The sequence below is a fragment of the Actinokineospora sp. HUAS TT18 genome (assembly GCF_051364635.1).
In the GTDB taxonomy this organism is placed as follows: domain Bacteria; phylum Actinomycetota; class Actinomycetes; order Mycobacteriales; family Pseudonocardiaceae; genus Actinokineospora.
On record NZ_CP195645.1, the window covers coordinates 3,576,693 to 3,600,617 of the forward strand.

The window sequence follows — 23,925 nt, forward strand, 5'->3', positions numbered from 1 at the left end:
GCGCGGGCCGAAAACCGGTTCAGGCCCGGTCGATCGGGCCCGAACCGGGTCAGTATGTTGATCACCGACGGAACCGGGATCCCGCTGGCGGCCGCTGTGACCGGCGGCAACCGCGACGACACCGCCCAACTGACGCCGCTGATCGAGGCCGTCCCACCTGGTGCGTGGTCGGCGCGTGGGGACGACGTCGACCACCGCCAGACGCTGATCAGCGGTCAAACCGGCCTAGTTTGACGGCACGCACCAGTGCGGCACCGTCGGCGGCCAGTGGGGAACCGGCAACGTTCTTGGAGTCGCGCACTGCCCGCAGCGTGTTGGACAGCTCGACGCACGTCTGCCCTGACTGGCTACGGCTCGACTTTCGCCAAGTGATCTGGTTCGTCACCATGGTTCTCCATTCTGTGTACCAACTCTGAAATGAGGCGTACCGAATCCTGCGGACTCAGGGTGACGCGCAGGATCATGTCTACGGCGTGCTTGTATGCATTGACGTCGTCTTCCTTGTGCAACCACAACGTCGAACGGCGCGTTTCGAGAAACACCACAGATGCTGGACCGTTGGACTCGATCAGGACGAAGGCGCCTTCAAGTCCTGGGTGCCACTCCATTCCAAACGGAATGATACGCAGTTCAACGTTGGGTCGCTGCATCATTTCCAGCAGGTAGCGGAGCTGCGCGACGCTCGCATCTCGGCCACCGATTCCCTGATACAAAGCAGCCTGGCCGACCAAGGCGACGAGTCGGGCAGGGTTGGCCCCTGTGATGATCTCCTTACGGCCAAGTCGAACCGCAATGCGGGTCGAGATGTCGCCCGCAGGCACACCGCCGCCAGACATGATCGCTCGGATGTAACCGGCGGTTTGCAGCAAACCAGGGATCATGAGCGGAGAGACCTCGATGATCGTCGCGGCCTGTTGCTCGTACTCCAGATACGCGGCCAGCTGTTGCCGCTGCTCGGGCAGGGTAGTCGCGACCCACTGCGGCTCGCCCGTGCCGTAGACCAACGTCAGGATGCCGTCGTACTGGTCGCCGTTGACACCGAGCGCCGTCAGGATCTGGGCGACATGTTCCGGCTTGGGGATTCGGTCGCCAGTCTCCCATCGCGACAACATCGCCGGATCGCGGTTGATCATCGCTGCGAACTCTCGCAGCTTGTACCCCTTGTCCACGCGTGCCTGACGGAGCGCACTGCCGAGCGCCACAGCCTTGGGGGTCTTCGCCACGCCATCTCCGTTGTTGTCGATCGGTAACAGCTTAGCGTCACCGAGCCGGTCTGGATCTATCACCTGTTGTGCGTATGACAACAGTGTTGCCACTTCTCCGTCGTTGTCCAACGCTGTTGTCAACACAACGCAAGCTAGCAGGCAACCACCGCTGGGAGCACGACATGAGCCAGGACGCTCGCATCACCTGTCGGGACGGGTTCAACCGTCAGCAACGGATCGGCCTGTGGACGGCGCCGACCAGCGACCGCCTTGACGACTTGGCCACCGCGGTCGAGCGCAGGCACGCGGAGCTCGGGCGCGCGGTCACGGGAGTGGGGCGGTGAAGGAGACGGGGCGCACTCAGGTCCGAAGTCTGTATGGTTTGGTCATCGGTACGGTGGTGACGACGTCGGCCGCCATGGCGGGATTGACGGTTCAGCACATCGCCCGGTCATCCGCTCTGTCGGTGAGTCGCGTGTCTCGGATCATGACCGCGCACGGTCCGGTCCGCCCAGTGGATGTCGCGGTGTTGTCGGTGGTGTTCGGTTGGGCGCCGAAGCTGCGGGACTATCTGTGTCAGCTTGCCGCTCGAACCGAGTTCACCCATTGGATCTTCGACCACGCCGACACGCAGGCCCACGACATGCTCGAGGTGCTGGAGTCGGTGTCGAGCACGGTGACCGTGTACGCCCCGCTGCTGGTGCCGCGCTGCCTGCGGGTCGCCGCGTACGACGACCACATCCGGTCCGAGGCGTTCGACGCCGTCTCCCGACCCGTCCTGCGACCGCGTCCTGAGCGGCGCTACGAGTACTTCCTCGACGCGCACGTCCTGACCCGCCCCGGCATCCCTGAAGGCGTCCGTCAGCGGCAACTCGCCCACCTGTTGCGCCGCGTGTCGAACGACAATGCCACCATCCGAGTGGTGCCCGCCAACGCACACTACAGCGGGATCGAGGCGTTCCGGCTGCTGGCGGTGATGCGTGGCGAATCGGTCGTGCACCTTGAACAGCACACCATCAGCCTGCTGCTGCACCACCACACCGAGGTCACCACGTATGCGGCCTTCGCCCGGACGCTGCGATCCATGGCCCTTGACCCGACCGCCAGCCGTCACTTCATCGCCGGACTGCTCGGGAGGTCGTCATGACACCGATTCCGCCGCTGGTCTTCGGCTACATCCACAGCGTCCGCGAACACCCGGAACGTCTCGCCGAGGCCAAGCAACGTCTGGAGCTGTGGTGCGCTCGGGAGAGCTGGCACCTCGGCGCCACCTTCACCGATGTCGGCTCGCCGCTGGACCTGGGGGGCCGCGTCGGGTTCGGCGGCCTGGTGCAGGCACTGTCCCTGCCCCGCGCCACGGCTGCCGTCGTGCTCGAGGTCTGCCACCTGTCTTCCCGGCCTGACGTCGTGGCCACGTTAGTCGACAAGATCCGCCGCACGGGGGCAGCCGTCTGGGTGCGAGCGGGCGAACTGCCCGAGAACGCCCTGAAGCTCACCGCGGGCCAGGCGACGTGGGCGCGGTGATCTGGCCGTGGGTCTTGTCGATCGCCTGTGCCACAACGTTTCTGCTTCTGCGGCGAAGGGCGGCGTCATGACCGGTCCGGATGCGCACTGGCGCGACGAATTGACCCTCGTCGGCGGGCTCAGCACGATCAACCGCGAACTCGCGCTGTATGTGATGCGCCTGCTCGACGTCGACGCTGAGCGAGCGCCGGAACCGTTGGTGGCCGAGGAGGCCGCGCTCGGCAACCGAATGGTCGAGTTGGGCCATGCGATCCACGCCCGCGCCGCGCGACGCGGGCCGCGGCTCGACCCACCCTCGGACCGATGACACACATCCCGCTGTGGCAGGTGATCGCCGCGTGCGTCCCGCTGGCCACGCTGCTCTTCGGAGTCGGCGGCTGGCTGTTCCTCGACTGGCGGAGGGCTGTCCGACAGAGCCGTATCGCCGCGAGGTTCGCCATGAAGCACTACAGGACCGATGATCACCGGGACCACTCCCCCGCGGCCGCCGCTGTGGTCTCCGTTGCCGAGTTGCTCGAGCGGGCCGCGGAGAAGGGGACCGGTATTCGACTGCACTGGACCGAAGCCGATACCAATCCCCACGGCTACGCGATGTACCGCGAGAACGACTTGCCGACCGCTGTACTGCCGAGGATTGTCGATGAATGAACCCAGCGCGCCGACGAAGCCCCGCGCCAAGGCGCCGTTTCACCGGCTGTCCATCTTCCTCAGCATGGACTTCAGCACCATTGTGCTGTTTCGGCACAACTTCCACACCCGCCGACGCACCTGCATCTGGGGCGACAACCCGAGCGTCGCTCGGATGCAGGCCCAAGCACGCACCTACCTCGACAAGATCCCCGGCCTCGACCTGACCGACGTGGACTGGATGAACTCCGACGTACTGCTCAACGCGGTCAACCGGCCCAAGAGCCACCGACCCGGCTTCGGCGAGCCTGCGGGCGAATACATCTGAGCAGCGCGCGCTCGACCACAGGGGCCATCGAACCTTGAGGTGCAGATCGACTCTTGCTCACGCCGATGAGCTGTCGTCCGCGGTGTCACGCAGACGCACACGTGAACTTCGTGATCAACAGAACGGACGCCCGCCTGATACGACTGGTTCCGTGCCGCGACGGGGACGGGCCGAACGTCCACCGTTCGCTTGAACCCGGCACAGTCATCACCTCCGGCGGGGAGGTGGTGCTGGGCGCTCAGGCAGCGAGCCGCATCGTCTGTGCGAGTTCGTCGGCGATCGCGTGTAGGCTCACCGGGTCCCAGATAAGGCCGCCGTGCGTGGTCTCGACCTCTCGATGGCGGGCGGCCGGGTCGCGTGAGCTGCGCCAGTCCACGATCCCGTCGGATCGCGAGTACACGCTGGTGAACGGGACCGACCGCGGGAATGGGCCGACGAGGTCCGCGCGTAGGTCTGCGCAGCACGAGCCCCACCCGCAGCTCGGCCGCATCAGTCCGCGGACACCGAGCGCGCCGAGTGCGGCCAAGCCCGCGACCTGGGCGCGGATGAGCGGGTGGACGGCCAGCATCCGCGTGAGCGGGCTCCCGAGTGTGACCAGGCGCTGGACGAGTTCCGGGCGCCGCACGGCGACCGCGCGGGCGAACTGGCCGCCGCGGCTGTGGGCGATCAGCACCACTGGTCGCGATGTCGCCTCGCTCGCGCGAACCAGGTCATCCTCCACTGTCCGCGTGAGTGTCTCACCGCAGCCCGCGCCGAACCCGGTCGCGGCGATCCGCACGTCGCAGTTCAGTCTGCGCAAGAAGTCATCCAACGGGCCGAGCAGGTTCGAGGAGCCGCCGAGCCCGCCGACCAACAGGACAGGGAGTCGACCCGCGTCGAGCGGCGGTGACCGCCACAACGTGTGGTCCTCGATCGCGCGCATCTGCAGCAGCGCCTGCGCCTCGTGCCGCAGGGGGACGTGGAGCGCGTGAAGCAACCAGGTCAGCATGGTCGATACACCTCTACGGTGGGTCGGGCGATCGAACGTTTGAACCTGAGACTGTCCGCCTTCCTGACGACCGGGCTCAATCGGGAACACCCCGAGTCATGCCCCAAACCCTGACAACTCCAGGACGGGCACCAGAGCTGCCCCTTGCCGCGGCCGTAGGTGTGGCAGAACGACCGCTCCGGTGAGGTGTTCGGGTCCGGCCGCAGCCACGGCGACACATCCACCGCCAGCACGATGCGGTCATCGGCGGCTCCGGGCAACCGTCGCGCGGCGACAAGACTGCGCAGACGGGCCAGACCGACACGGCCGAGGTTGATCCCGCCATAGAGCGCGCCGTGCCCCGGCGCCAGAGACAAACCGACCAGCGAGCGGACCGGGCCATCGGTGCACAGCACCGCGTCGGCCAGTTCGAACAACACATCCGCCCGAGCCGTCAAACGGCGTAGAACTCAAGCTAGGGCCTGTCGCCAGGTTCGTCCGGTCCGTGCGGCCAGGCGAAGGGCAGGGCAGCGTGCTGGGCGTTGTACTCGGCGACGAGCTGCTTGAATGTGGGCAACGTGTCGAGACAGTTGAATGTGGGCAACGTGTCGAGACAGCCTTCCTGAAGCAGCGTGTCGAGCCGGGCATAGACGCATTCGAGGTCGGTCAGTTCTCTGTCCTGGGTCAGCTTCCGGCGGCAGTCGATCAGCGCGACTCGCAGCATCGATTCGTGTGCTCCGCGCAGAATCGTGCCGGGTCTGTGGTGGTCCGGGTTTGAGACCCAGTGTCGGTCGCCTTGGACGAGGGCGGGCAGTACGAATCGGTCGAGTACTTGGTCAGAGGTGAGTGTGGCGCTCGGGTCGGCGTCGCGGTATCGGTCGAGCATGACCTGGATGGCGGCGAGTTCCTCTTCGTTGAAGCCGGGCATGTAGCTAGTGCCGCCGACGTGTGCCACCAGGGTGTCGATGTCTTCCCGGGTGGGGAGTTGGTTGGCGTCGCCGAGGTAGATGTAGTCGATGATGTGGAGCATCAGCTGCCACCAGAACAAGTACTGGCCGCGGATCCGCGCCGCAGGGCCGACGCGGACGTGACCTCGGGGCAGCGCGGTCTGCGCCATGGCCTCCCGTGCCTGTTGACTGTCCAGTATGGACATGTTGACGTGGATGTCTTGTTCGAGCCAAGTTCGCGCGATCACATCGATGAGTGGGATCTGGATGTATTGGCGGCCTTGGGCTCCCATGAAGGTCTCACGGAGTGCCCGCCTGGCGTGTTCTGGATCGAGCACGTCGGGGCGTTCGCCTCGACGGAGGATGCGCTCGGTGTGTGTCATGTCAATCCCCGTAGCCGTGGCTAGAAGCCGAATCCGATGCGTGTGAGGCGTTCGACGGCCTGTGCTGGTCCGTCGGCGTGCCTGGATGTGGGTTCGTGGTGGTGGATGAGCGCGTCGACGTCGGTGCGCCAGCTATCGGGGTGTTGGCCCTGCCTGCACTCGGTGGGTGAGCGGCCGAGGGTGGCCGTGATCCGGTTCTTGAAGCCGGGGAGGTGGCGGAGGTAGTAGTCGCCCGAGACGCCGGTTCCCGCTCCGGGATCGTGATGGGCCTCGTACCAGAGCCATAGGTGGACCGCGAGTTCGGTGGCCAGGGCCGGGTGGTGGGGCCAGCAGGGTGGGATGAGTTCGTCGACGCTGCCGGCGTGGATGGTGTTGAAGCAGGCGACGAACTCGGCGATCATCCCGGCGAGTGCGTCGCGCTCGGCTTGGGTGCGCAGGGACCAGGTCCAGGGTGGGCGTCGTTGTTCGTTCTTGGCGAGGTTGTCGTTGAGGTGGTCGAAGAGTGCGACCTGGGGATCGTTGTTCATGGTGTCTTCCTTCTGCGGAATGCGGTCGGGGTCGCCATGGCGGCGACGTGTTCTGCTTGTCGCGCGGCTCCGGCGGCGACGACGCGGCGGGTGACCGTGCGGGCCTCGGCGGCGATATGGCGCCAGCGTCGACGGGTGCGCGGGTCGGCGGCAGTGGCCACGAATGGTGGGAGCCCGCGGGCTAGGACGGTGGCGTGACCGTCGGCGAGGGTCTGTTGGTCGGCGACGGTCCAGACGTGCTGAGTTTGGATCTGGTCGCCGCGCCGACCTCCGCCGCGGCTGCCGGTCACAACCGGTGTGGTGCCTGCTCGGTCGCTGGTTTCCGTGGCGCTGGTGATGTCGATGCCGCCGATGAGGCTGACCCCGGCGGCGGCGCGGACGGCGGTGGCTTCTGGTCCGTAGAGTTCGTCTTCTTGGGTGGATGATTGGGCGGAGTAGACGTAGCCGATGTTGTGTTTGCGCAGGGTGTTGGCCACGTGAGGCAGTTCTGGGATGGGGACGGCGTGTCGGGGTTCGTCGAGGACCGCGATGAACGGCAGCGGAAGTCGCCTTCCGGGGTGGGTCATGGCGACGTCGCGGGCGGCGCGGAACATCTCGGCGGTGAACAGAGAGAGCAGGGGGCGGATGAAGTCGGTGCGGCCTTCCTCGGTGAGGATGTAGAGGGTTCCGGCTTGTTCGATGAGCGCGGCCATGTCGAACTGGGTGGCAGCGGTGTTGTCGTCGATGAAGCGTTGGCCGCACAGTGCGCGGCCCTCGGTGCTGGCCAGGCAGCTCATGGCGATCATCAGGTAGCGCTCGACGCCGCTGGTGGTCTTCGCGGCGCGTTCGTCGAGGTGTTTGCTCAGGGAGAGTTCGGCGGCGCGTTCGGCGCGGTGGTCGTCTTCGAGGATGCGTCGGGGTGTTGGGTCGGTGGGTTTGCGGAGCCAGCCGATGATGTCGTCGATCTCTTTGCCCGCAAGGGCGGCGGCGTGGAACCAGGCGGCGAGGACTTGGATGGCGGAGGCGATGAAGAATTCGTCGCGGCCCGCAGCGTGGCTGGTGAGGGTGCGCATCGCGGACACCATGGTGGCGGCTCGGCGCGCGGCGGTGCCGAAGTGCTCGCAGCCGTTGATGGGGTTCCATTGCACGCTCGGGTAGCCGGCAGCGAAGCGGTGTTCGGGTGCGGAGAAGTCGGCGACGGCGACCAGGTGCTCGTGGGTCGGTAGCCAACGGCGTGCGGCCCGGTCGAGTGGCCGCCATCGTAGGTGTCGTCTGCGGTGGGTTCGTGCGGTGACGGTGTGGGTGAAGATGTCGGGCTCGATGCTGGAGATCAGGGCGGGGCCGGGCAGGTCGCGGATGATCGGGATGAGCAGTCGATACGTTTTTCCCCAGCCGGTGCGGGCGATGATGCGGACGCGTTGTTCCCAGTCGGCCCATAGGCGTGGTCCGCGTTTGCCGCCGTGGGTTGCGCGGCCGAGTGGGTAGCCAAATGCGGTGATGGGTGCGAGGAATCGCTGCCACCGGCTCAGGCCGGGCAGGGTGTAGCGGCCCGCGCGGCGGGTGCGCCGGTCGCCGAGGACGGCTCGGATGGCGGCGGGTTGGGCCAGGGCGTGGTGCCGGTCTTGGGCGCGGGTGCGCCCGAGGAGCGGGACGACAACGAGCCTTAGCCACAGCAGCCAGCTCGTGATGGCGACCGCCAAGACCCATGCGGTTGGTGCTGGTGGCACCGTCAGCGTGAACGGGGCCTGCAGTCCGGCCTCGGTCGAGCCATTGGGCAGCACTGGTCGGATGGTGATGCTCGGCCAGCGCCAGCCGTTCCCCGCCATCCAGGACACCGCGGCGATCGCGCAGGTCAGTGCGGTGACGGCGCCGATGAGCGCGGTGGCGACGGCTGCGGCCCGTCGTCGTAGCTGTCGAATCGTGTAGAGGCGTGTTCGCCCCAGTTCCCCCCGCACTGGCCCCCCAGTTCGTCGCGCCCGCGTGGCGCCGAGTGTTAGCCCTTGGCCACCAGCTCGGTCGCGCGGCGGACTCGTTGCTCGTGTTTGTGTTTCTCCTCGGTGAGCGCTGCGGCGTCGCGTTCGATGAGCCGGTTCTGGTAGGCGCTTTCGACGGCGTGGCTGATTCCGGCGACGTTGTGCTTGTTCTTGCAGTCGATGTCGGCCAGGGCGGTGTCGATCTCCAGTTGGCTGACTTGGCCTTGGGAGTAGGTGTCGTTGGGGTCGCGCCAGCTGGCGTAGTCGCGGCCGTTTCCGGCGCGGCCGAAACCTGCCTCGCGCATGCAAGTCGCCCAGGCGGCGTCGACCTGGGCCGTCCGGGAGTCGGCTTTGTAGCCGTGGCGGGCTTCGTTCTCCAGGCGTTGCGGCAGGTTCTTGATCTCGATCATGCCGCCGTCGCGGATGGTCACGTCGAAGCCGAGCGCTCGGTCGGCCTCGGCGGCGCATCCGCCTTCGGGCACCTGTTTGCCACCGGTTTCGCGGGTCTGTCCACTGAGGATCGCGTACGCGGCAGGCGAGGCCGTTCCTCCCGATTCGGGGGCGTTGACGCCGCCCGCTTTGTCCGGGGGCAGCCGGTATCCGTAGCGGCGGGCTTCGGCCGGGTCGGTGATCCCGTAGCGCCGGTCGGTGTCCGGTTCGACCTGACGGGCGAGAACGGGCCAGGTGAACCCGAATCCGGCCATGCAGTCCCGAATCAGGAGTTCGCGGGCTGTGGCCAGCTTGGCCCGCTGCTGTGGGTCTGGCCGGTAGGTGTCCAGCGGCATGGCCAGGCCGCGGGCGACCGTGAGCTGTGCGACCTCGCCCAGCGGTGGCTCGTCGGCTGGGTTCGGCGTGTTCGTGGTTGTGGTGCAGCCCGCGACCGCGATGGCGGCCACGACGACGGCGATCTTCTTGTACATGAAACCCCCGGGAGTGGCCCTCGGTCGGGCGGAGACCCGCCCGACCGAGGGGGTGTGTCAGCTGTGTCGCCAGTAGTGCGATCCGGCCCTGTCGTTGTCGGTGGCGCCGACCCAGGCTTCGCCTTGGCGGATGCCGCCGCTCCACAGTTCGCCGCCCGCGCCGTTGGCGCCGTCGTAGCTGTGGATCACCGTGTAGTAGCTGGAGTAGTAGCCCGCGTTGAGCCACGACGAGACGCTGTTGTTGAGCAGCACGGCGAATCCGTCGTCGGGCACCATCCGGATTGTGCCGTAGCTGGCCATGCTTCCGGCGGTGGTGTAGCGGTCACCGGTGACGTTGGCGTGTTCCCACATGCAGTACTCGCCGATGTCGCAGCTGAACTGGTCCGCCGACGCGGTGCCGGCGCACGCGAGTGCTCCTACCGCTGCGGCCGCCCCCACGGCGACGATCGTGGCGATCTCTCTGAATCTCATACCTATTCCCCCAAGTTCACCGGCGCGGTCAGGAGTTGCGCCAGAGGTGGCCGCCTGCCCGGTCGTTGTTGGACCCGACCCACGCCTGGCCCTGTCCGACGCCGCCGCTCCACAGCTGCCCACCGGCACCGTTGGCGCCGTCGTAGCTGTGGATCACCGAGTAGCGGCCCGCGAAGCCGTGGTTGTACCAGGACGAGACGTTGTTGTTCAGGTACGCGCCGACCGGCTCCCACCACGGGTCCGCGGTCATCCGGATGGTGCCGTAGTTACCCAACGACCCCGAGGTGGTGTAGCGGTCACCGGTGCGGTTCCAGTGCTCGTAGACGCAATACTCCCCCACGTCGCAGGTGGAGTTGCTTGCCGAGGCGACCCCGGAACCGGCCAGCGCGCCCGCTGTCGCCAGGACGCCGACGACCGCGCCTTTCGCGATCTTCAATGCCACGTGTTTCATCTTTCCCCCAAGTCCACTATCGCATCGTATGCGATAGTGAGTTGACATCTTGCGGTGTCGAGAATAGCTCATCCGAGTCGAGTGGGGGAGGTTTCGCGTGATGGGGGACGTGATGACCGGTGAGGAACAGGTGGTCAGGACGGTCAAACCGGGTCGGCGGGCCAGGGTCGCGCTGGGGTTGATCGCGGCGTTGTCGGTGGCGTTGGGGGCCGCGGGGTTGGTCGCCGCGGCGCGGATCAAGTCGCCGTCGCAGGCGTTGGCCGAGGCTGCGCCGCCCGCGGCGGGCCCGGTGACCGCGCCGGTCGAGCACCGGGTCATGCAGGACACCGTGGTCCTGCGGGGAACCGTCGGCGCCGAACGAGCGGTGCGGGTTCGTGCCCCTGGGGCCGCTGATGGGTCGCGTGCACTGGTCACGCGGGTCCAGGTCGCCGTGGGCGACGCGGTCAGTGCGGGCACCGTGATCGCCGAGGTGTCGGGGCGGCCGGTGATCGTGCTAGCGGGAGCGGTGCCCGCCTACCGCGATCTGGTTCCGGGCAGCGAAGGCGCCGATGTCACCCAGCTGCAGCACGCGCTGCGGGCGGTGGGTCACGGCATCGGCCGGGACAAGGAGGGCGTGTACGGGCAGGGCACCAAGCTCGCGGTCGCCGCCCTCTACCGCGCGGTCGGCTACTCCCCCAGCGGCACCAGCCCGGACGACGACCAGCAGCTGCTCGTCGCCGAACGCGCGCTCCGCGACGCCAAGCGAGCACTCACCACGGCTGCAGAGGCGCCCAACGATGGCGACGCACGGCAACGGGTGGCCGACGCGCAGCAGGACCTCGACACGTTGAAGGCCAAGACGGGTGCCACGGTGCCCGCAGGTGAGGTGGCGTTCGTCCCGACCTTGCCCGCCACCGTCGCGACCATGTCCGCTACCGCGGGGTCGGCGCCGCCCGAGGTGTTGTGCACCCTCGCCGGCGGCGACCTGGTCGTGCGCGCGGTCCTCGACGCCGAGCAGGCCCGCCAGGTACGTCCCGGCCACGCCGTCGACATCACCTCCGAGGTCCTCGGCGCGCACGCGCGCGGCGCCGTCGCCGCGATCGCACCGCGCACCAACCCAGCCGAACGTGAGTCCGCGGGCTCCGAAGAGAACCCGCAAGGGGCCGATGCCCTGGCCGCGGAGCCGGAACATCCCGGTGCCGAACTGGAGCTGATCGTGCGTGCGGCGACGCCGTTGGACGCGAAACTGGCCAATCAGAACGTCCGCCTCGTGGTCGTCGCCGCAGCAACTGAGTCGGCGGTCTTGGTCGTCCCGGTGGCCGCGGTGTCCTCACGCGCCGACGGTCAGGCCCAGCTGATTCGGGCCGACGAGGATCGCCGCGAGCATCGCGTCGCGGTGACCGCGGGGATCTCCGGTGGCGGCTACATCGAGGTCACCCCAGTCGACGGCGCACTCGCCGCCGGTGATCGGGTGGTGATCGGCCGATGACGCCGCCCATCGTGGAATTCCGCGGGATCACTCGCATCTATCCCGGGCCACCCGAGCTCACCGCACTGCGCGAGGTGACGATGCGGATCAACCGCGGCGACCACGTCGCCGTCGTCGGACCATCCGGCTCCGGCAAGTCCACCTGGCTCAACATCGTCGGCCTACTGGACCGACCCACCAGTGGCACCTACCTCCTCGACGGCACCGACACCGCGCACCTCGATGAAGCGGCACGCACCGCGTTCCGCGCGACCCGCATCGGCTTCGTCTTCCAAGCCTTCCACCTCCTCGCAGGCCAATCAGCAGTCGAGAACGTCATGCTCGGCCTGCTCTACCGCGGCATTCCGAGCATCCGCCGACGTGCGGCCGCGATGACCGCACTCGCGCGCGTCGGCCTTACCGACCGCGCACACGCCGCGGCCAACCACCTTTCCGGAGGGGAACGCCAACGCGTCGCGATCGCACGAGCGCTCGTCGGCGAACCGAGCCTGCTGCTCTGCGACGAACCCACCGGCAACCTCGACAGCGCCAACAGCGTCCGCATCCTCGAACTGCTCGACGAGCTGCATCACGACGGGCAGACGGTCGTCCTGGTCACCCACGACCGCGGTATCGCCGCCCAGGCCCAGCGCGTCCTGGCGATCCACGACGGCACCGCGTCCGAGCAGACAAGGACCCAACCATGACGGCCAGCACCCACGTCCGCTTCCGCGACACACTGGGCCAGGCGATCTCCGGCCTCCTACAGCGCCCCGGCCGCGCCGCACTCACCGCACTGGGCACCACCCTCGGCATCGGCACCTTCGTCGCCGTCCTCGGGCTGTCCGCGAGCGCGACCGGCCAAATCAGCGCCCGCTTCACCGCACTGAGCGCCACCGAAGTGACCCTCGAACGCGACGCCACCACACCCGACGAACCCGCGGCGTTCCCGAGCAACGCGCAGGACGCCGTCGCCAACCTCCCAGGCGTGGTCCACGTCGGCGTGACCTGGCCGGTCCCCACCACCGCGGCGATCGCCGCCCGCCCGGACACCAACGCGATCACCGGCGAAAGCCTCTCGGTCCAAGCCATCACACCCGGATACCTCGACGCCATCCACGCCAGCTACAGCGCAGGCATGCCACTCGACCGCTTCCACCACGACCGCGGTGAGCGCGTCGCCATCCTCGGATCGTCGGCCGCCCACCGGCTGGGCGTCAGCCGCCTCGACGCCCAACCGGCCATCTTCATCGGCAGTCGAGCGTTCACCGTCATCGGCATCGTCGACCACGTCGACCGCGCGCCCGACACCCTGCTGTCCGTCATGCTCCCGAGCACCACGGTCGAGGAGATCTGGGGGCCGAGCCCCAACTCCGGCAACACCAGCACGATGCTCATCGAAACCCAGGTCGGCGCCGCACCACAGGTCAGCCGCCAGGCCAAGACCGCCGCCCGCCCCGACAGCATCGACCTCACCCGAGCGGTCCCACCCGCGGACCCCCGCGCCCTGCGCGACCGGGTTGCAGGCGACCTCGACGCGCTCGGCCTGGCCCTCGCAGGCGTGGTCCTCCTGGTCGGCACGATCGGCATCGCCAACACCACACTGGTGGCGGTCCTCGAACGCGTCCCCGAGATCGGCCTCCGCCGCGCACTGGGCGCCCGCCGCCGACACATCGCCAGCCAGTTCGTCGTTGAAGCCGGAACGCTCGGCCTCCTCGGTGGACTCATCGGCACCGCCGTCGGAATCGGCACCGTCGTGATCGCCGCGATGGCTCACTCCTGGACGCCACTGCTGGACCCGAGGTGGATCTATCCATCCCCCTTGCTCGGCGCGCTCGCCGGACTCCTCGCTGGCCTCTACCCATCATGGAAAGCTGGGCGAATCGAGCCCGCCGACGCCCTTCGAGTCTGACCATTCAAGACATGCGGCGGCGCCACGTCGACCGCGCAGGAATCGTCGATCTGAGGGTCGGAATGGGCAGACCGTAGAGCTATGGCCATCAGAGCGGTCCGTGAGGAGGCGACCACCTCGGTCGCGCTCCACCGCGGAACAGCCCCGCGTGCGCGGGGAGGACCCTGATGGTGCGCGCGCAAGGCCCTCGCCTCGCTCGGGGAACAGCCCCGCGTGCGCGGGGAGGACTTGACCCGGGCGATAGCTAATCCCTTCTGCCAGGGCACAGCCCCGCGTGCGCGGGGAGAACCCCTCGTCGGTCTCGGTGAGGGTGAGCGACCCAGGAACAGCCCCGCCTGCGCGGGGAGGACCTTGCGGATTCCCGCGATAGCGGACGCCTCCAGGGAACCGCCCCGCGTGCGCGGGCAGGACCGCCGTGCCCGACCGGAAGAGCTATTCGCAAGGGGAACAGCCCCGCGTGCGCGGGGAGGACGCCACGATGTGGTCGGTGATCGCGCCCCAGCGGGGAACAGCCCCGCGTGCGCGGGGAGGACGTTTCTGCGGAGATCACGGCTGGATGGTCGATGGGAGCAGCCCCACGTGCGCGGGGAGGACTCGTCGCTGAACCGCGGGTGGCGGTTGTGGACGGGAACAGCCCCGCGTGCGCGGGGAGGACTCGAGCATCACGCGCGCCCAGGTTGTGATGGCGGGAACAGCCCCGCGTGCGCGGGGAGGACATCAGCAAGGGCCACCTCGACACCTGCCCCGCGGGAACAGCCCCGCGTGCGCGGGGAGGACACGGTGTCCGAAGGATCCCCGGTCTCGCCGGTGGGAACAGCCCCGCGTGCGCGGGGAGGACGCGGCGAACTCGTCGTAGCCCAGCAGAGGGTCGGGAACAGCCCCGCGTGCGCGGGGAGGACCACCCGTGAGGGTGCCGATCGGGCCCGACAGGGGGAACAGCCCCGCGTGCGCGGGGAGGACGACTTGAAGTCGGCGACCGCAGCGTTCGGCGAGGGAACAGCCCCGCGTGCGCGGGGAGGACCGGGCGGCATCCACAGCACGTCGTCATCCGCTGGGAACAGCCCCGCGTGCGCGGGGAGGACGGGTTGGGCTCTCCCTGGTTCGACAGGGAGCTGGGAACAGCCCCGCGTGCGCGGGGAGGACGCGTACCGCGAGTTCCTGGCCGCGGCTGAGGAGGGAACAGCCCCGCGTGCGCGGGGAGGACGTGCGCGGCCCGAAGTCGCCGTCCACGGCCAGGGGAACAGCCCCGCGTGCGCGGGGAGGACTTCTCCGCGCTGCTGGTCGTGGTCGCCGTGGCGGGAACAGCCCCGCGTGCGCGGGGAGGACACCCGGTTTCAGCCCCAGGTCCAGGCAGTACGGGGAACAGCCCCGCGTGCGCGGGGAGGACAGCGCGTAGGTCTGGCGCTTGACGGCCTCCGCGGGAACAGCCCCGCGTGCGCGGGGAGGACCGCGTCCGGCTCGTCGTGCTCGGCTTGGGCTGGGGAACAGCCCCGCGTGCGCGGGGAGGACATCCGGTCCGTCTCCCACACACCCCGCGCACGGGGAACAGCCCCGCGTGCGCGGGGAGGACGTCATTCACGATTCCTCCTTTTAGGACTCGGGGGGAACAGCCCCGCGTGCGCGGGGAGGACAACCGACCCGCGGCGTACCAGCCAGACCGGCCGGGAACAGCCCCGCGTGCGCGGGGAGGACACGGCCACCGCGTCGCCCGCCTCCAGCGCCGGGGGAACAGCCCCGCGTGCGCGGGGAGGACTTCGTGTTCTGCGAGGTGACCGTGGACGATTCGGGAACAGCCCCGCGTGCGCGGGGAGGACCAGGGCGAGGACGCCGGTCAGGCCGAAGACGAGGGAACAGCCCCGCGTGCGCGGGGAGGACACTTGCTGACCAGCGACTTTACAGGCCGATCGCACCGTTCTGAATCACTTCGCCTCCACACCCTTGATCGAATCAGGCGTGACTGCACAGAAGTCCTTGTCGATTGTCCCGCACCATTCCAACGCCATTGAGCGTTGACTACCACTTTCGGTCGCCAGATGTAGTCCCACCTGAGAGTGAGACCAAATAGTCGCAAGATGCACGATGTGTGCATCATGCCCACGGCTTCGTCGAGACTCCTCGGAAGTCTCCTCCTGCGCGGACAGGGCTGATCTTCACTACATCCCCTGACTGGGGGGCCTCGATCATATAGTGAGTTCCGTCGATGAGGCCGAGGTACATCGCGACGTGGTGGGTGCCCCAGAAGAGCAGGTCGCCCGGTTGTGACTCATCGGGGAACTGGGCAAGGGCCTTAGCTCCGAGGAATTGGGCGTGCGCCTTGTGGGGCAGGGCGATGCTGACTTGGGCGTAGGCGTAGAGGGTGAGGCCGGAACAGTCGAAGCCGGTCTTGTTGTAGTCGCCGAGCGCGTCAGCTCGGCCGCCGTTGTCGCTGATGCCGCGGGTGGGGCCGTTGGGGTCTCCCCCGCCCCATGCGTATGGGGTGCCGAGGTAGGAGAGGGCCGCGGCGGCGGCGCCGGTGGCCATTTCGTTGGGGAAGGTGATGGTGGCGTCCAGTCCGGCTTCTGGGGGGAGCTGGATTGTCCATCCGGTGATGGTGAGGCGGATCGGTCCGGGGCCTGCGCCCGCCGCGCATCGGATGCTGCCGGGTGCTTGGGGTGCGGTGGTGCCGTTGTAGAGGTGGGCGGCGAGTGTCGTTGCCCAGTGTTCCCAGGCCGCGTAGTGGGATGGGCCTGCGCCGGAGGCTTGGACGGTTTGGGCGGCGTCGGCGAAGCCGGTGGCGGTGGGGTCGTGGTAGTTGGGGACTCGGGTGGTGAGTTGTTCGTAGAAGGCTCGGGAGGTGTCGGCTGGGTCGGTGCGGCGGACCGCGGCGTAGAGGTCGCCTTGTTGTTGGAAGAGTCCAACGGATCGGCCGTTGGTGGCGTTGGGATCGAGTGTGGACTCTTGCATTGCGGTGGCGAGTGCGATGGCGGTCCCACGTTCGGTGATGTTCATGCCTTTGCCGACCGCGACGATGACGCCAGCGATCTGGAGTTGGGCGGCGTTGAGGGTTGCCTGCCGTTGCGGCACTGGAGTGTTGTTGTTCGGTTCGCTGCCGGTCTGGCCGGTGTCGATGGTGCAGGCGCCGACCGCGAGGTGGTTGTCCCGGGCTGTGCCTCCGCCCAGTGTGGTGGTGACGAAGACGATGGCGAGCAGGATGATCGCGCCTGCGAGGGCGGTGAGTTTCATGGTGGTCCCCAAGGGCTTTGTTATCCGCCGGGTGCGCGTTGGGCGACGCGCCAGGTTCCGTGGGGGTCGCGGAGGACGAGGCGGGTGTCGGTGATGTGTTCGACGTAGGCGTTGGCGCCTGCTGGGGTGACGACGCGGTCGGCGGTGATGTGGACGATGGCGGCGTCGGGGGTGCGGGGCGCTTCGGGTGCGATGGTGGCGGTGGGTGCGGAGCAGGCGCCAATTTCGGCGGCGGCGACGGTGCGTTGCCAGGATTGGCGTGCAGTGTCGTACTGGGTGGGGTTCTCGATGATCCACTGGGTGTCGGTCATCGCGGAGCGGCCGCGGGATTCGGCTGTTCCGAAGGGTTCGCGGTAGTCGAATGGGCAGGTGCGGCTGAGCCAGGCGATGGCTGCGGTGTGGGGTTCGGCGAGTTCGTCTGCGGATGCGTCGCCGGTCGGCGGGGCCTGCAGGGCGATGGTCGAGGGATCGACGGCATCGCCGCGCGTTGGAGTCAGCGGTCGCAAAGCCGTGCCGGTCGGTGTGCTTGGACTCGTTGGCGGGTTGCTCTCGTGCGCCGCTGTCGGTGCCGTCGCGCTTGGCGTTGACGTGACAGGTGTCGAGCCTGCAGTGGGCGTGTCCGATTGGCGAGGCGGGGTGGGCGCCGACCTCCACATCGCGACGGCGATGATGCCGACCGCTGCGGCCAGTGCGATGACCACCATCCAGTTCTTTCGGCGGGGAACTGGCCGCCACGTGCGAGTCGGTGTCGGTTTGGATCGGGGCGTGCGAAGGAGGTCGCGTCGTGCATGCGCGAGTTGCCGGGTGTGGGAGCGATGTGCCCGGCGGGCGCGGGCCTTGGCGCCGAAGGGCAGGATTCCCGGTGGAGGTCCGAGTAGGTCGCGGCCGAACAGGGCGCGCCACGCGGCCTGCGGCGAAGGTTGTGTCGAGTCCGGCGTGTGCTCGTCGGCGTTCCAGAGGCTGTCGCGTGGGTTCATGGTGTGGGCCCGGGTTTGGGTTTGTTCGTGGGGCTTCGGTGCCGGTAGGTGGTGTCGCCGAGTGGTGAGATCTTGCCGTCGGCGTTGGCGATCCAGACGCGGCCGAGTGGTTGTGGTGGTGGGAGTGGTCGGGGTCGGCGGGGTCTGAGTCGTCGTTCCACGATCGTCCCGGTCGGGGTGGACAGGTTCGTGGCCATCCAGCGTCGTGAGCCGGGGATTTCGGGCCGGCCGGGTGGTGGGCTGATGGGTTTGGGTGTGGGCGCGGTGGAGGGCGCAAGCGCTTTCGGTGTGGCTGGGCCGATCTGCTGGCGTTCGGTGAGGCGGGTAGCGGTCGCCCTGTGTGGGGGCGGCGGCGCCTGCTGGGTGAGTGGGGATATCCATGGGTTGCGTTGGGGGCGCATGCCGCCGGTCCCCATGTGGGTGCCCGCGGAGGCGACCTTGCGGATGCCCGCTCCGGCGAGTGCGCGTCCGCCGCCGACGGCGAGTCCGGTGGTTTTGCCGATGAGGCGGCGGGCGCCGCGCAAAGTAGAGGTGGCGACCATGGCGCCGAGATAGCCCATTCCGGATGCGCCGCCGACGGTGGTGAGGGAGTCTCCCCAGGCTCGGGCGCGGGCGGCGGCGCCGAGGGCGCCGAGGTTGAGTACGGCGACGACGAAGAATCCGTCTCCGCCGGCGATGGCGCTGATGATCACCGTGATGGTGGCGTAGCCGGTGGTGAGTGCGGTGACCAGCAGTGATTGGGCTTGCATGCCGAGGGTGAATTGGGCGTAGCGCAGTCCGGTGTCGCGGAACCAGCCGGGGATGGCCCAGAAGGTGACGAAGATGAGCCCGATCACCAGCATGAGCAGGAAACCCACCGCGGCGGTGAGTCCGGCCATGACCAGGCGCAGCAGTAGGAGGCCGGTGGGGATGACGATGAGGGCGAGGACGAGCAGGTAGCCGGTGCGGGTCATGTCTTGGCCGCGGATCCAGTCGCCGTGTTCGCGGAATTCGGGGACGTTGCCGTTGTCGTCGAGGACGGTCATCCAGGCTTGCCAGGTGGCGTCGTTGGCCAGGGCGTGGTGGCCCGCGGTGCGGCAGATGTCGAGGTCGTGGAATTCGGCGTAGCACCAGGCGGTGGCGCCGATGGTGTTCCACAGGTTGTCGACGAGTCTGCGGGTGGCGGCTTCCTGGGTGGTGCCGTTGATGGCGGGTGTGGGGAATCCGGTGACGTTGGGTTTGGTGGAGTTGTAGTCGGTGGCGCCGGTCATGATGCCGGTGGCGAGGTCTTGGCGGAGTCCGTCGACGTGGGTCATGACGGTGGAGGGGCCTGCGGCGAATCCGACGGCGAGGGCGCCGGCGGCGATGACCCAGCCGAAGTCGGAGAGGAAGCCGCGGCCTTCGCCGCGCCAGCGGGCGTAGGCGACGAAGGCGCCGGTGGCGGTGGTGGCGCCGATCAGCGGCCAGAACACCGAGGCGGCGACGGATTGCACGGCGAGGTCGACTTCGGGTGCGGCGTCGCGGTAGAGGGTGAGGTTGAGCAGCCACTGCAGCAGGGCGAGAGCGCCGTAGAGGATGCCCAGGCAGAGCCAGAGGATGAGGTTGTTGATGAAGCCGATGACTTCGAGGACGGCTTCGCCGATGGAGAACCAGCCGGAGGCTTCGTCGTCGGGTTTGACGGTGAGTTTGTAGTCGGTGAAGTCGTAGGACTCCAGCAGGGTGCGCGGGGCGCCGTGGGCGAGATCGGGGCCGACGACGATGCCGTCGGCGGCGGCTGGGTGTGCGGTGCCGACGATGATGAGGCCGACAAGCCAGGCCAGAGTGAGGAGCCGTTGCGGGTCGGCGCAGAGCCATCGCAGCGGTCGCGGCCCGCGGACGGGCAGGCGGCTGACAAGGCGCGCTGCGTGGGTGAACCACTGGGTCATTAGGCACCGCCGGGGTCGTGGTCTTCGCCGGCGTCGGTGGAGAGCGCGTCGGCGATCCATTGGGTGAGGCGGTCGAACTCGATGGGCGCCAGGCGGCCGTGGCGGTCGCGCATGACGCATTGGCCGGTGCGCAGTTGGCTCTGCATGTGCCGCAGGCGCGGGCCGGGTTCGGCTCGGCCGAGCAGCACGGCTTGGGCGTCTTGTTCGTCGCGGGTGGTGGCGCGGAAGGCGAACGACATGACGAGTTGTTCGATCAGGCCGGTCATGCCGGCGAGGTCGCGGGCGGATTGGGAGTCCAGGAGCAGCCAGACCTGCAATGCGCGTCCGGTGCGGGCCTGCCATTCGACGAAGGCGCGACCTTCTGGGTAGCCGGTGATCAGGTGCAGTTCGGTGAGGGCGACGAGTTTCTTCAGTTCGCGGACTCGCCGGGATTGGTGCAGGGCGTAGGACAGGGCCATGCGGAAGGTGGCGATGGAGCATCGTTCCGACACGGTCCACCGGTCGGGGTCGGTGGTGTGGCGGGGCAGGTCGAGCCCGGCGAGGTTGAGGTAGACGAGTCCGCGGCCGGTCATGAGCGCCGTCGTGTCGCCTGCGGGGCCGAGCACCGCGCGCAGCTGCGGCTGGCGTGATCGCAGCGACAGGGTGGCGCCGAGTTCGCGGGCGGTGGCGAAGTCGGTGTCGGACTCAGGCGTGGACAGCAACTCGCTGATGACGGCTTGCGCCGACCACGCCTCCTGCGGCATCGACGTCAGCACCTGGTGGACGGCGGTCTCCAGCAGGGTCTCGCCGCGGCGGCGGTCCTCGCTGCTGAGCGCGCCCAGCAGTGCGTCGAGGGTCAGGGTGTGTGCCTCGTCGACGGTGGTGCCGAATCGCATGGGGTCCATGGAGCCGGAGGCGGACTCGGCCAGCGCGTCGACGGACTGGACGTCGACGCCGAGCAGGCGGCGGGCGACGTCGATGACGCCGGCGAGGTCGCCCTTGGGGTCGACCAGCAGCGCCCAGGCGCCCTCGGCCAGCGCGCCGAGCGTGGCGAGCATGACGGCGGTGGACTTCCCGGAGCCGGACATTCCGGTGAAGCTGATCGTGGTGGGCCTGGCCCGGTCGCCGTCGGCGCGGGAGACGATGTGCGCCTGCACCGGTCCGGGTGTCGAGCCGAGGTTCGCGCCGATGTAGGGGCCGGTGGTGTCCCCGATCGCTGAGCCGCCGTGGAACCAGGAACCGGCCAGGGTGCGCATCGGCTGGTCCTGGCCGAACGCGTGCACCCGCACGCGGTCGCCGGGCAGCAGTTCCTGCCACAGCAGGTCCTGCAGGTCCGGGACGACTTCGAGTTGAACGATGCCGGTGTAGCGCTGGCGGACCGCGGCGACGCGGTCGGCGAGTTCGTCGGGGTCGGCGGCGTCGACGACCCAGCGGGCGTGGTTGACGGTGAGGACGTCGATCCGGCGGGTGACTTCCTGGCGGCGTTGGTTGAGGGTGTCGTCGGCGTCGAGGATCTCCGCCGGGACCTGGGCGCCGTGGCCCGCGGCTTCGCGGGTCTGGCTGCGGGTGCGTTTGCGGCCGGAGTCGATGACGGCGATGGATCCGGCGTGGCCGTGGTTGACGCCGCGGACGCTGGCTTCGACGCCGGGGAGTTCGGTGAGGATCTCCAGCCACTCCCCGCCCGGCACCTCGAGTTCGGAAACCGGGAATCCGTTGACCGCCGGCACCAGGATCGTCAGGCAGCGTCGAGCACCGCTGTCGCGGTCCGTGACCACGACATGGGTCCGCCCGGGCTGGACCGGGTCCATCTCGCCGTTCATCAGCGCGACCAGGGCCGGGCCGGACAGCGTCGTGGCGTGCGGGATCTGCAGGGGGCTGCGTCGGATCTCTCGGGCGTAGGCCCACGCGATCAGCTCCGCGGGAGCCGCGGTCGCCCGCAGTGCGCTGCGTTCCATTTGCCCGAGCCAGCGCACGATGTCCGCGCGGGCGGCCGCGAGCCGTTGATGGGCGTCGCGGTGCGCCAGGCGGGTCGAGCCGCGGAGTCTGGCGCGTCGCCAGGTGCGTTCGACGGTGCTGTCGCTGTCCGGGTCGGGCCAGCGCACGCCGAGCAGGACGACGCGGCGGCGGTAGTGGCCGTCGGCGGCGTTGCGGTCGATGCGGCCCGCGCCGAGGCCGATGTAGTCGGCACTGCCGGGTGCGCGGACGCTGTGGACCTGGTCCCACCCTCGGATGTAGTCCTCGGAGCCGTGGACCGTCCACATGACCTTCAGGTGGTATTCGGCCCCGGCGGGCAGCAGCGCGGCCATCGCCGTGGCGGTATCCCAGGTGGCGGCGCTGAGCTGGTCGTCCTCCAGGAGGTAGGAGGACGCGGCGGGCACCTCGGTCCACACCCACACTGCGTCGTCGGTGACCTCGACGCCCTCGGTGATGATGCGGGGGCGGGCCGGTGGCGTGCGGTCACGGTCGAACTGTGCTCGGGTGGTGCTGATCCTGCTGCGGGACACTGGCTTTCTCCGTTCGAAGTAGTCGACGCCCGGCCCTGCCGAGCAGCGGCACCACGGGCTGGGTGAGTCCGCCGGGGTGCAGTTCGGCCATGACGTGCAGGGCGATCGCGGCCGAGCGAGTCGGGCCGATGTCGAGCAAGGGGTTGCCCAAGGCTCGGTTTCGTCCTGGTGTGCGGGCGAGCACGCGGTCGTACCAGGCGATCAGTCTCATGCGCCCCGAGTCGTCGGTTCTGGTTCCCAGGACGACGAATCCGGCGATGGGTCCGATGTAGAGCATCGGGCCCAGCCTGGTGAGCGGGTCCACGCCGATCGCCAGGAGCGTCAACGCCCACAGGATCGCGAATACCGCGCCCGCGGCGAGTTTGCGGCGGGCGATGCCTTGGCCGAGTGGCCGGCCGAACAGTTCGTACTGGCGGGTCTCGAGCCGCAGGTAGGAGGTGTCGGTGGGCAGTTGGACCGGCATCAGGCCGCGTCCCCGATGAACGCGGTGAACAGCGTCTTGAGCAGGGCGGTCGTCGCGTCCGGGAAGTAGGCGAACCCGATGATCGGGACTGCGGCTAGGAACGAGGTGACGATCTTTCCGTAGCGTTCGTCGGCGAACGCCCCGAGTGCGCGCACGCCCAGCACGACGAGGGCGAATGTGCCGACCAGGCCGAGTGCGATGTCGCGTAGTGCCCGCCCGCTGGTTGAGGTCAGCCCGCCTTGGGCGGTCTCCCACGCCATGAACAGAGTGGTCATCGCGGCCCTCCGGCGTCGATGGTGATCGCGGAGAGCAGCCAGGTCCCATCGCGGTCGCTGAGGGCGATTCGATAGCTGCAGGCCAGGGTCGCCTCGCCAGGCAAGCGCCACCGCACGGTCGCGATCCCGACTCGGATGCCGCTGCTGTCGACCTGCGGTGCCACTCGCCAGTCGTCGAGTTCGGCCAGTTCGGCCGCACCGTCGAGGCCGACGAAGCCAGCACCGGAGGCGCGGACGAACTCGAGGTCGCCGGTGCCGTACGCGGTGAGGAGTTTGCTGACGATGGCTTTGGTGTCAGCGCCGAAGCTCGCGTCCGCTTGTTCGGTCGGCACACCGGGTCCCGCGCTGTGGCCTGCACCGACGAGGGCTGGCCTGCCGGTCATGGCGAAGCGCCCGCCGGGCAGGGATCGCACGGGGATGGCGGCCGTGAGCCACTGAGGGGGCTGAGCCGTCCAGGGTGCTCTCGATGTCGATGCGGGTGGACTCGCCGTCGTGGTCGGCTTGGTGAACGGGATGACGTGCACGCCCACCGTGACGACGGCGAGGTCTGGGGCGAGTTGGTCGACGTCGAGTATGGCGACTCCGTCGACGCGTTGCCTGCCGGTTCCGTTCCAGCCGTCGATGTCGGTGTCCGGTGCGGTGATGCGGTTGAGCGCCTTGGTTCGTGTGGGCTTGTCGTCCTGGTCCCAGGCGAAGTAGTCGGTCGCGGCCACCGTCGCGGTTCCGGCGAACCCGGTCGGGTCCACTGGGCGTTCCGCGATCGGAGCCGGGCGCAACCAGCTCCGGACGCTGTCGACCATCGACGCGGCGCCGACGAGCATGACGGCCACCGCGGCGGACAGGACCGCGGCGCGGCGGCCGCGGACGAACCACCCGTCCCGCGGCGGGCCGTGCATGATCTGCCAGGCGGGTTGGCGCGGCGGGTGCGGGGCTGCCTGCG

27 protein-coding genes and 1 CRISPR repeat array are annotated in these 23,925 nt (G+C 68.9%); of the genes, 10 read left to right on the forward strand and 17 right to left on the reverse strand.

The features are described 5' to 3' along the window. Positions 1-54 precede the first annotated feature (54 nt). A complete protein-coding gene (locus ACSHT8_RS15895; RefSeq protein WP_436501788.1) occupies positions 55-234 on the forward strand; it encodes a hypothetical protein in 180 nt (59 codons plus the stop codon). Here ACSHT8_RS15895 and ACSHT8_RS15900 read toward each other — a convergent pair. Both ACSHT8_RS15900 and ACSHT8_RS15905 read right to left on the reverse strand, forming a co-directional pair. Further along, entirely contained in the window at positions 209-388 is a 180-nt protein-coding gene (locus ACSHT8_RS15900; protein WP_436501789.1) for a DUF397 domain-containing protein, read from the reverse strand. The two genes, ACSHT8_RS15895 and ACSHT8_RS15900, sit on opposite strands and share 26 nt — an antisense overlap. Further along, positions 348-1,316, reverse strand: a complete 969-nt coding sequence (locus ACSHT8_RS15905) for a helix-turn-helix domain-containing protein (protein WP_436501790.1) — start codon at positions 1,314-1,316, stop codon at positions 348-350. The genes ACSHT8_RS15900 and ACSHT8_RS15905 overlap by 41 nt, the downstream gene beginning before the upstream one ends. A 71-nt stretch (positions 1,317-1,387) precedes the next feature. On the opposite strand from ACSHT8_RS15905, the gene ACSHT8_RS15910 reads away from it, so the two are divergent. From ACSHT8_RS15910 to ACSHT8_RS15935, 6 genes are all read left to right on the forward strand, one after another. Then, positions 1,388-1,549, forward strand: a complete 162-nt coding sequence (locus tag ACSHT8_RS15910; RefSeq protein WP_436501791.1) for a hypothetical protein — start codon at positions 1,388-1,390, stop codon at positions 1,547-1,549. 131 nt (positions 1,550-1,680) lie between these two features. After that, on the forward strand, positions 1,681-2,352 hold the full coding sequence (locus ACSHT8_RS15915; protein WP_436501792.1) for a Scr1 family TA system antitoxin-like transcriptional regulator: 672 nt from the start codon (positions 1,681-1,683) through the stop codon (positions 2,350-2,352). Continuing rightward, positions 2,349-2,729: a recombinase family protein gene (locus ACSHT8_RS15920; protein WP_436501793.1), complete on the forward strand. Its 381-nt coding sequence runs from the start codon at positions 2,349-2,351 to the stop codon at positions 2,727-2,729. Before ACSHT8_RS15915 ends, ACSHT8_RS15920 begins: the two co-directional genes overlap by 4 nt. Before the next feature lie 7 nt (positions 2,730-2,736). Next, positions 2,737-3,036 (forward strand): hypothetical protein, encoded by a 300-nt coding sequence (locus ACSHT8_RS15925; RefSeq protein ID WP_436501794.1) that lies wholly within the window; start codon positions 2,737-2,739, stop codon positions 3,034-3,036. After that, on the forward strand, positions 3,033-3,377 hold the full coding sequence (locus ACSHT8_RS15930) for a hypothetical protein (RefSeq protein WP_436501795.1): 345 nt from the start codon (positions 3,033-3,035) through the stop codon (positions 3,375-3,377). Before ACSHT8_RS15925 ends, ACSHT8_RS15930 begins: the two co-directional genes overlap by 4 nt. Continuing rightward, positions 3,370-3,684: a hypothetical protein gene (locus ACSHT8_RS15935; protein WP_436501796.1), complete on the forward strand. Its 315-nt coding sequence runs from the start codon at positions 3,370-3,372 to the stop codon at positions 3,682-3,684. The genes ACSHT8_RS15930 and ACSHT8_RS15935 overlap by 8 nt, the downstream gene beginning before the upstream one ends. Before the next feature lie 238 nt (positions 3,685-3,922). Here the strand turns inward: ACSHT8_RS15935 and ACSHT8_RS15940 are convergent, their stop codons facing one another. From ACSHT8_RS15940 to ACSHT8_RS15975, 8 genes are read right to left on the reverse strand one after another with little or no spacing between them, the layout of a single operon-like run. Further along, on the reverse strand, positions 3,923-4,672 hold the full coding sequence (locus tag ACSHT8_RS15940; RefSeq protein WP_436501797.1) for an esterase/lipase family protein: 750 nt from the start codon (positions 4,670-4,672) through the stop codon (positions 3,923-3,925). Further along, complete coding sequence (locus ACSHT8_RS15945; protein ID WP_436501798.1) at positions 4,666-5,109, reverse strand: transposase; 444 nt, start codon at positions 5,107-5,109, stop codon at positions 4,666-4,668. Before ACSHT8_RS15945 ends, ACSHT8_RS15940 begins: the two co-directional genes overlap by 7 nt. A gap of 17 nt (positions 5,110-5,126) precedes the next feature. Continuing rightward, positions 5,127-5,981 carry a hypothetical protein gene (locus ACSHT8_RS15950; RefSeq protein WP_436501799.1) on the reverse strand — a complete coding sequence of 285 codons (855 nt, stop codon included), beginning with the start codon at positions 5,979-5,981 and terminating at the stop codon, positions 5,127-5,129. 20 nt (positions 5,982-6,001) lie between these two features. Further along, positions 6,002-6,508: a hypothetical protein gene (locus tag ACSHT8_RS15955; RefSeq protein WP_436501800.1), complete on the reverse strand. Its 507-nt coding sequence runs from the start codon at positions 6,506-6,508 to the stop codon at positions 6,002-6,004. Continuing rightward, the gene (locus ACSHT8_RS15960) at positions 6,505-8,442 is read right to left on the reverse strand and encodes a type IV secretory system conjugative DNA transfer family protein (RefSeq protein ID WP_436501801.1); all 1,938 of its coding nucleotides are present in this window, start codon (positions 8,440-8,442) and stop codon (positions 6,505-6,507) included. The genes ACSHT8_RS15955 and ACSHT8_RS15960 overlap by 4 nt, the downstream gene beginning before the upstream one ends. Before the next feature lie 38 nt (positions 8,443-8,480). Next, a complete protein-coding gene (locus ACSHT8_RS15965) occupies positions 8,481-9,380 on the reverse strand; it encodes a hypothetical protein (RefSeq protein WP_436501802.1) in 900 nt (299 codons plus the stop codon). A gap of 57 nt (positions 9,381-9,437) precedes the next feature. Next, on the reverse strand, positions 9,438-9,851 hold the full coding sequence (locus ACSHT8_RS15970) for a peptidase inhibitor family I36 protein (RefSeq protein WP_436501803.1): 414 nt from the start codon (positions 9,849-9,851) through the stop codon (positions 9,438-9,440). Positions 9,852-9,879: 28 nt separating this feature from the next. After that, positions 9,880-10,293, reverse strand: coding sequence for a peptidase inhibitor family I36 protein (locus ACSHT8_RS15975; RefSeq protein WP_436501804.1), 414 nt, complete (start codon positions 10,291-10,293; stop codon positions 9,880-9,882). Positions 10,294-10,402: 109 nt separating this feature from the next. Here ACSHT8_RS15975 and ACSHT8_RS15980 point away from each other — a divergent pair, with 109 nt between their 5' ends. Genes ACSHT8_RS15980 through ACSHT8_RS15990 form a run of 3 tightly spaced genes read left to right on the forward strand, consistent with a single transcriptional unit; the run spans position 10,403 to position 13,661 of the window. Next, positions 10,403-11,770, forward strand: a complete 1,368-nt coding sequence (locus tag ACSHT8_RS15980) for a hypothetical protein (RefSeq protein WP_436501805.1) — start codon at positions 10,403-10,405, stop codon at positions 11,768-11,770. After that, positions 11,767-12,456, forward strand: a complete 690-nt coding sequence (locus ACSHT8_RS15985) for an ABC transporter ATP-binding protein (protein WP_436501806.1) — start codon at positions 11,767-11,769, stop codon at positions 12,454-12,456. Before ACSHT8_RS15980 ends, ACSHT8_RS15985 begins: the two co-directional genes overlap by 4 nt. Continuing rightward, positions 12,453-13,661: an ABC transporter permease gene (locus tag ACSHT8_RS15990; RefSeq protein ID WP_436501807.1), complete on the forward strand. Its 1,209-nt coding sequence runs from the start codon at positions 12,453-12,455 to the stop codon at positions 13,659-13,661. Before ACSHT8_RS15985 ends, ACSHT8_RS15990 begins: the two co-directional genes overlap by 4 nt. Positions 13,662-13,795: 134 nt before the next feature. After that, a CRISPR array of direct repeats spans positions 13,796-15,536; the repeat unit is 29 nt; unit sequence GGGAACAGCCCCGCGTGCGCGGGGAGGAC. A gap of 213 nt (positions 15,537-15,749) precedes the next feature. On the opposite strand, the gene ACSHT8_RS15995 is transcribed toward ACSHT8_RS15990, so the two are convergent. From ACSHT8_RS15995 to ACSHT8_RS16025, 7 genes are all read right to left on the reverse strand, one after another. Then, positions 15,750-16,883 carry a C40 family peptidase gene (locus ACSHT8_RS15995; protein ID WP_436501808.1) on the reverse strand — a complete coding sequence of 378 codons (1,134 nt, stop codon included), beginning with the start codon at positions 16,881-16,883 and terminating at the stop codon, positions 15,750-15,752. A 20-nt stretch (positions 16,884-16,903) separates the two neighbouring features. Further along, positions 16,904-17,587: a hypothetical protein gene (locus ACSHT8_RS16000; protein ID WP_436501809.1), complete on the reverse strand. Its 684-nt coding sequence runs from the start codon at positions 17,585-17,587 to the stop codon at positions 16,904-16,906. A gap of 269 nt (positions 17,588-17,856) precedes the next feature. Further along, a complete protein-coding gene (locus tag ACSHT8_RS16005; protein ID WP_436501810.1) occupies positions 17,857-19,764 on the reverse strand; it encodes a hypothetical protein in 1,908 nt (635 codons plus the stop codon). Further along, positions 19,764-22,247 (reverse strand): ATP-binding protein, encoded by a 2,484-nt coding sequence (locus ACSHT8_RS16010; protein ID WP_436501811.1) that lies wholly within the window; start codon positions 22,245-22,247, stop codon positions 19,764-19,766. The genes ACSHT8_RS16005 and ACSHT8_RS16010 overlap by 1 nt, the downstream gene beginning before the upstream one ends. Continuing rightward, positions 22,201-22,710, reverse strand: a complete 510-nt coding sequence (locus ACSHT8_RS16015; RefSeq protein ID WP_436501812.1) for a hypothetical protein — start codon at positions 22,708-22,710, stop codon at positions 22,201-22,203. Before ACSHT8_RS16015 ends, ACSHT8_RS16010 begins: the two co-directional genes overlap by 47 nt. Then, complete coding sequence (locus ACSHT8_RS16020; RefSeq protein ID WP_436501813.1) at positions 22,710-22,985, reverse strand: hypothetical protein; 276 nt, start codon at positions 22,983-22,985, stop codon at positions 22,710-22,712. The genes ACSHT8_RS16015 and ACSHT8_RS16020 overlap by 1 nt, the downstream gene beginning before the upstream one ends. Beyond that, complete coding sequence (locus tag ACSHT8_RS16025) at positions 22,982-23,881, reverse strand: hypothetical protein (RefSeq protein WP_436501814.1); 900 nt, start codon at positions 23,879-23,881, stop codon at positions 22,982-22,984. The genes ACSHT8_RS16020 and ACSHT8_RS16025 overlap by 4 nt, the downstream gene beginning before the upstream one ends. Positions 23,882-23,925: the final 44 nt, after the last annotated feature.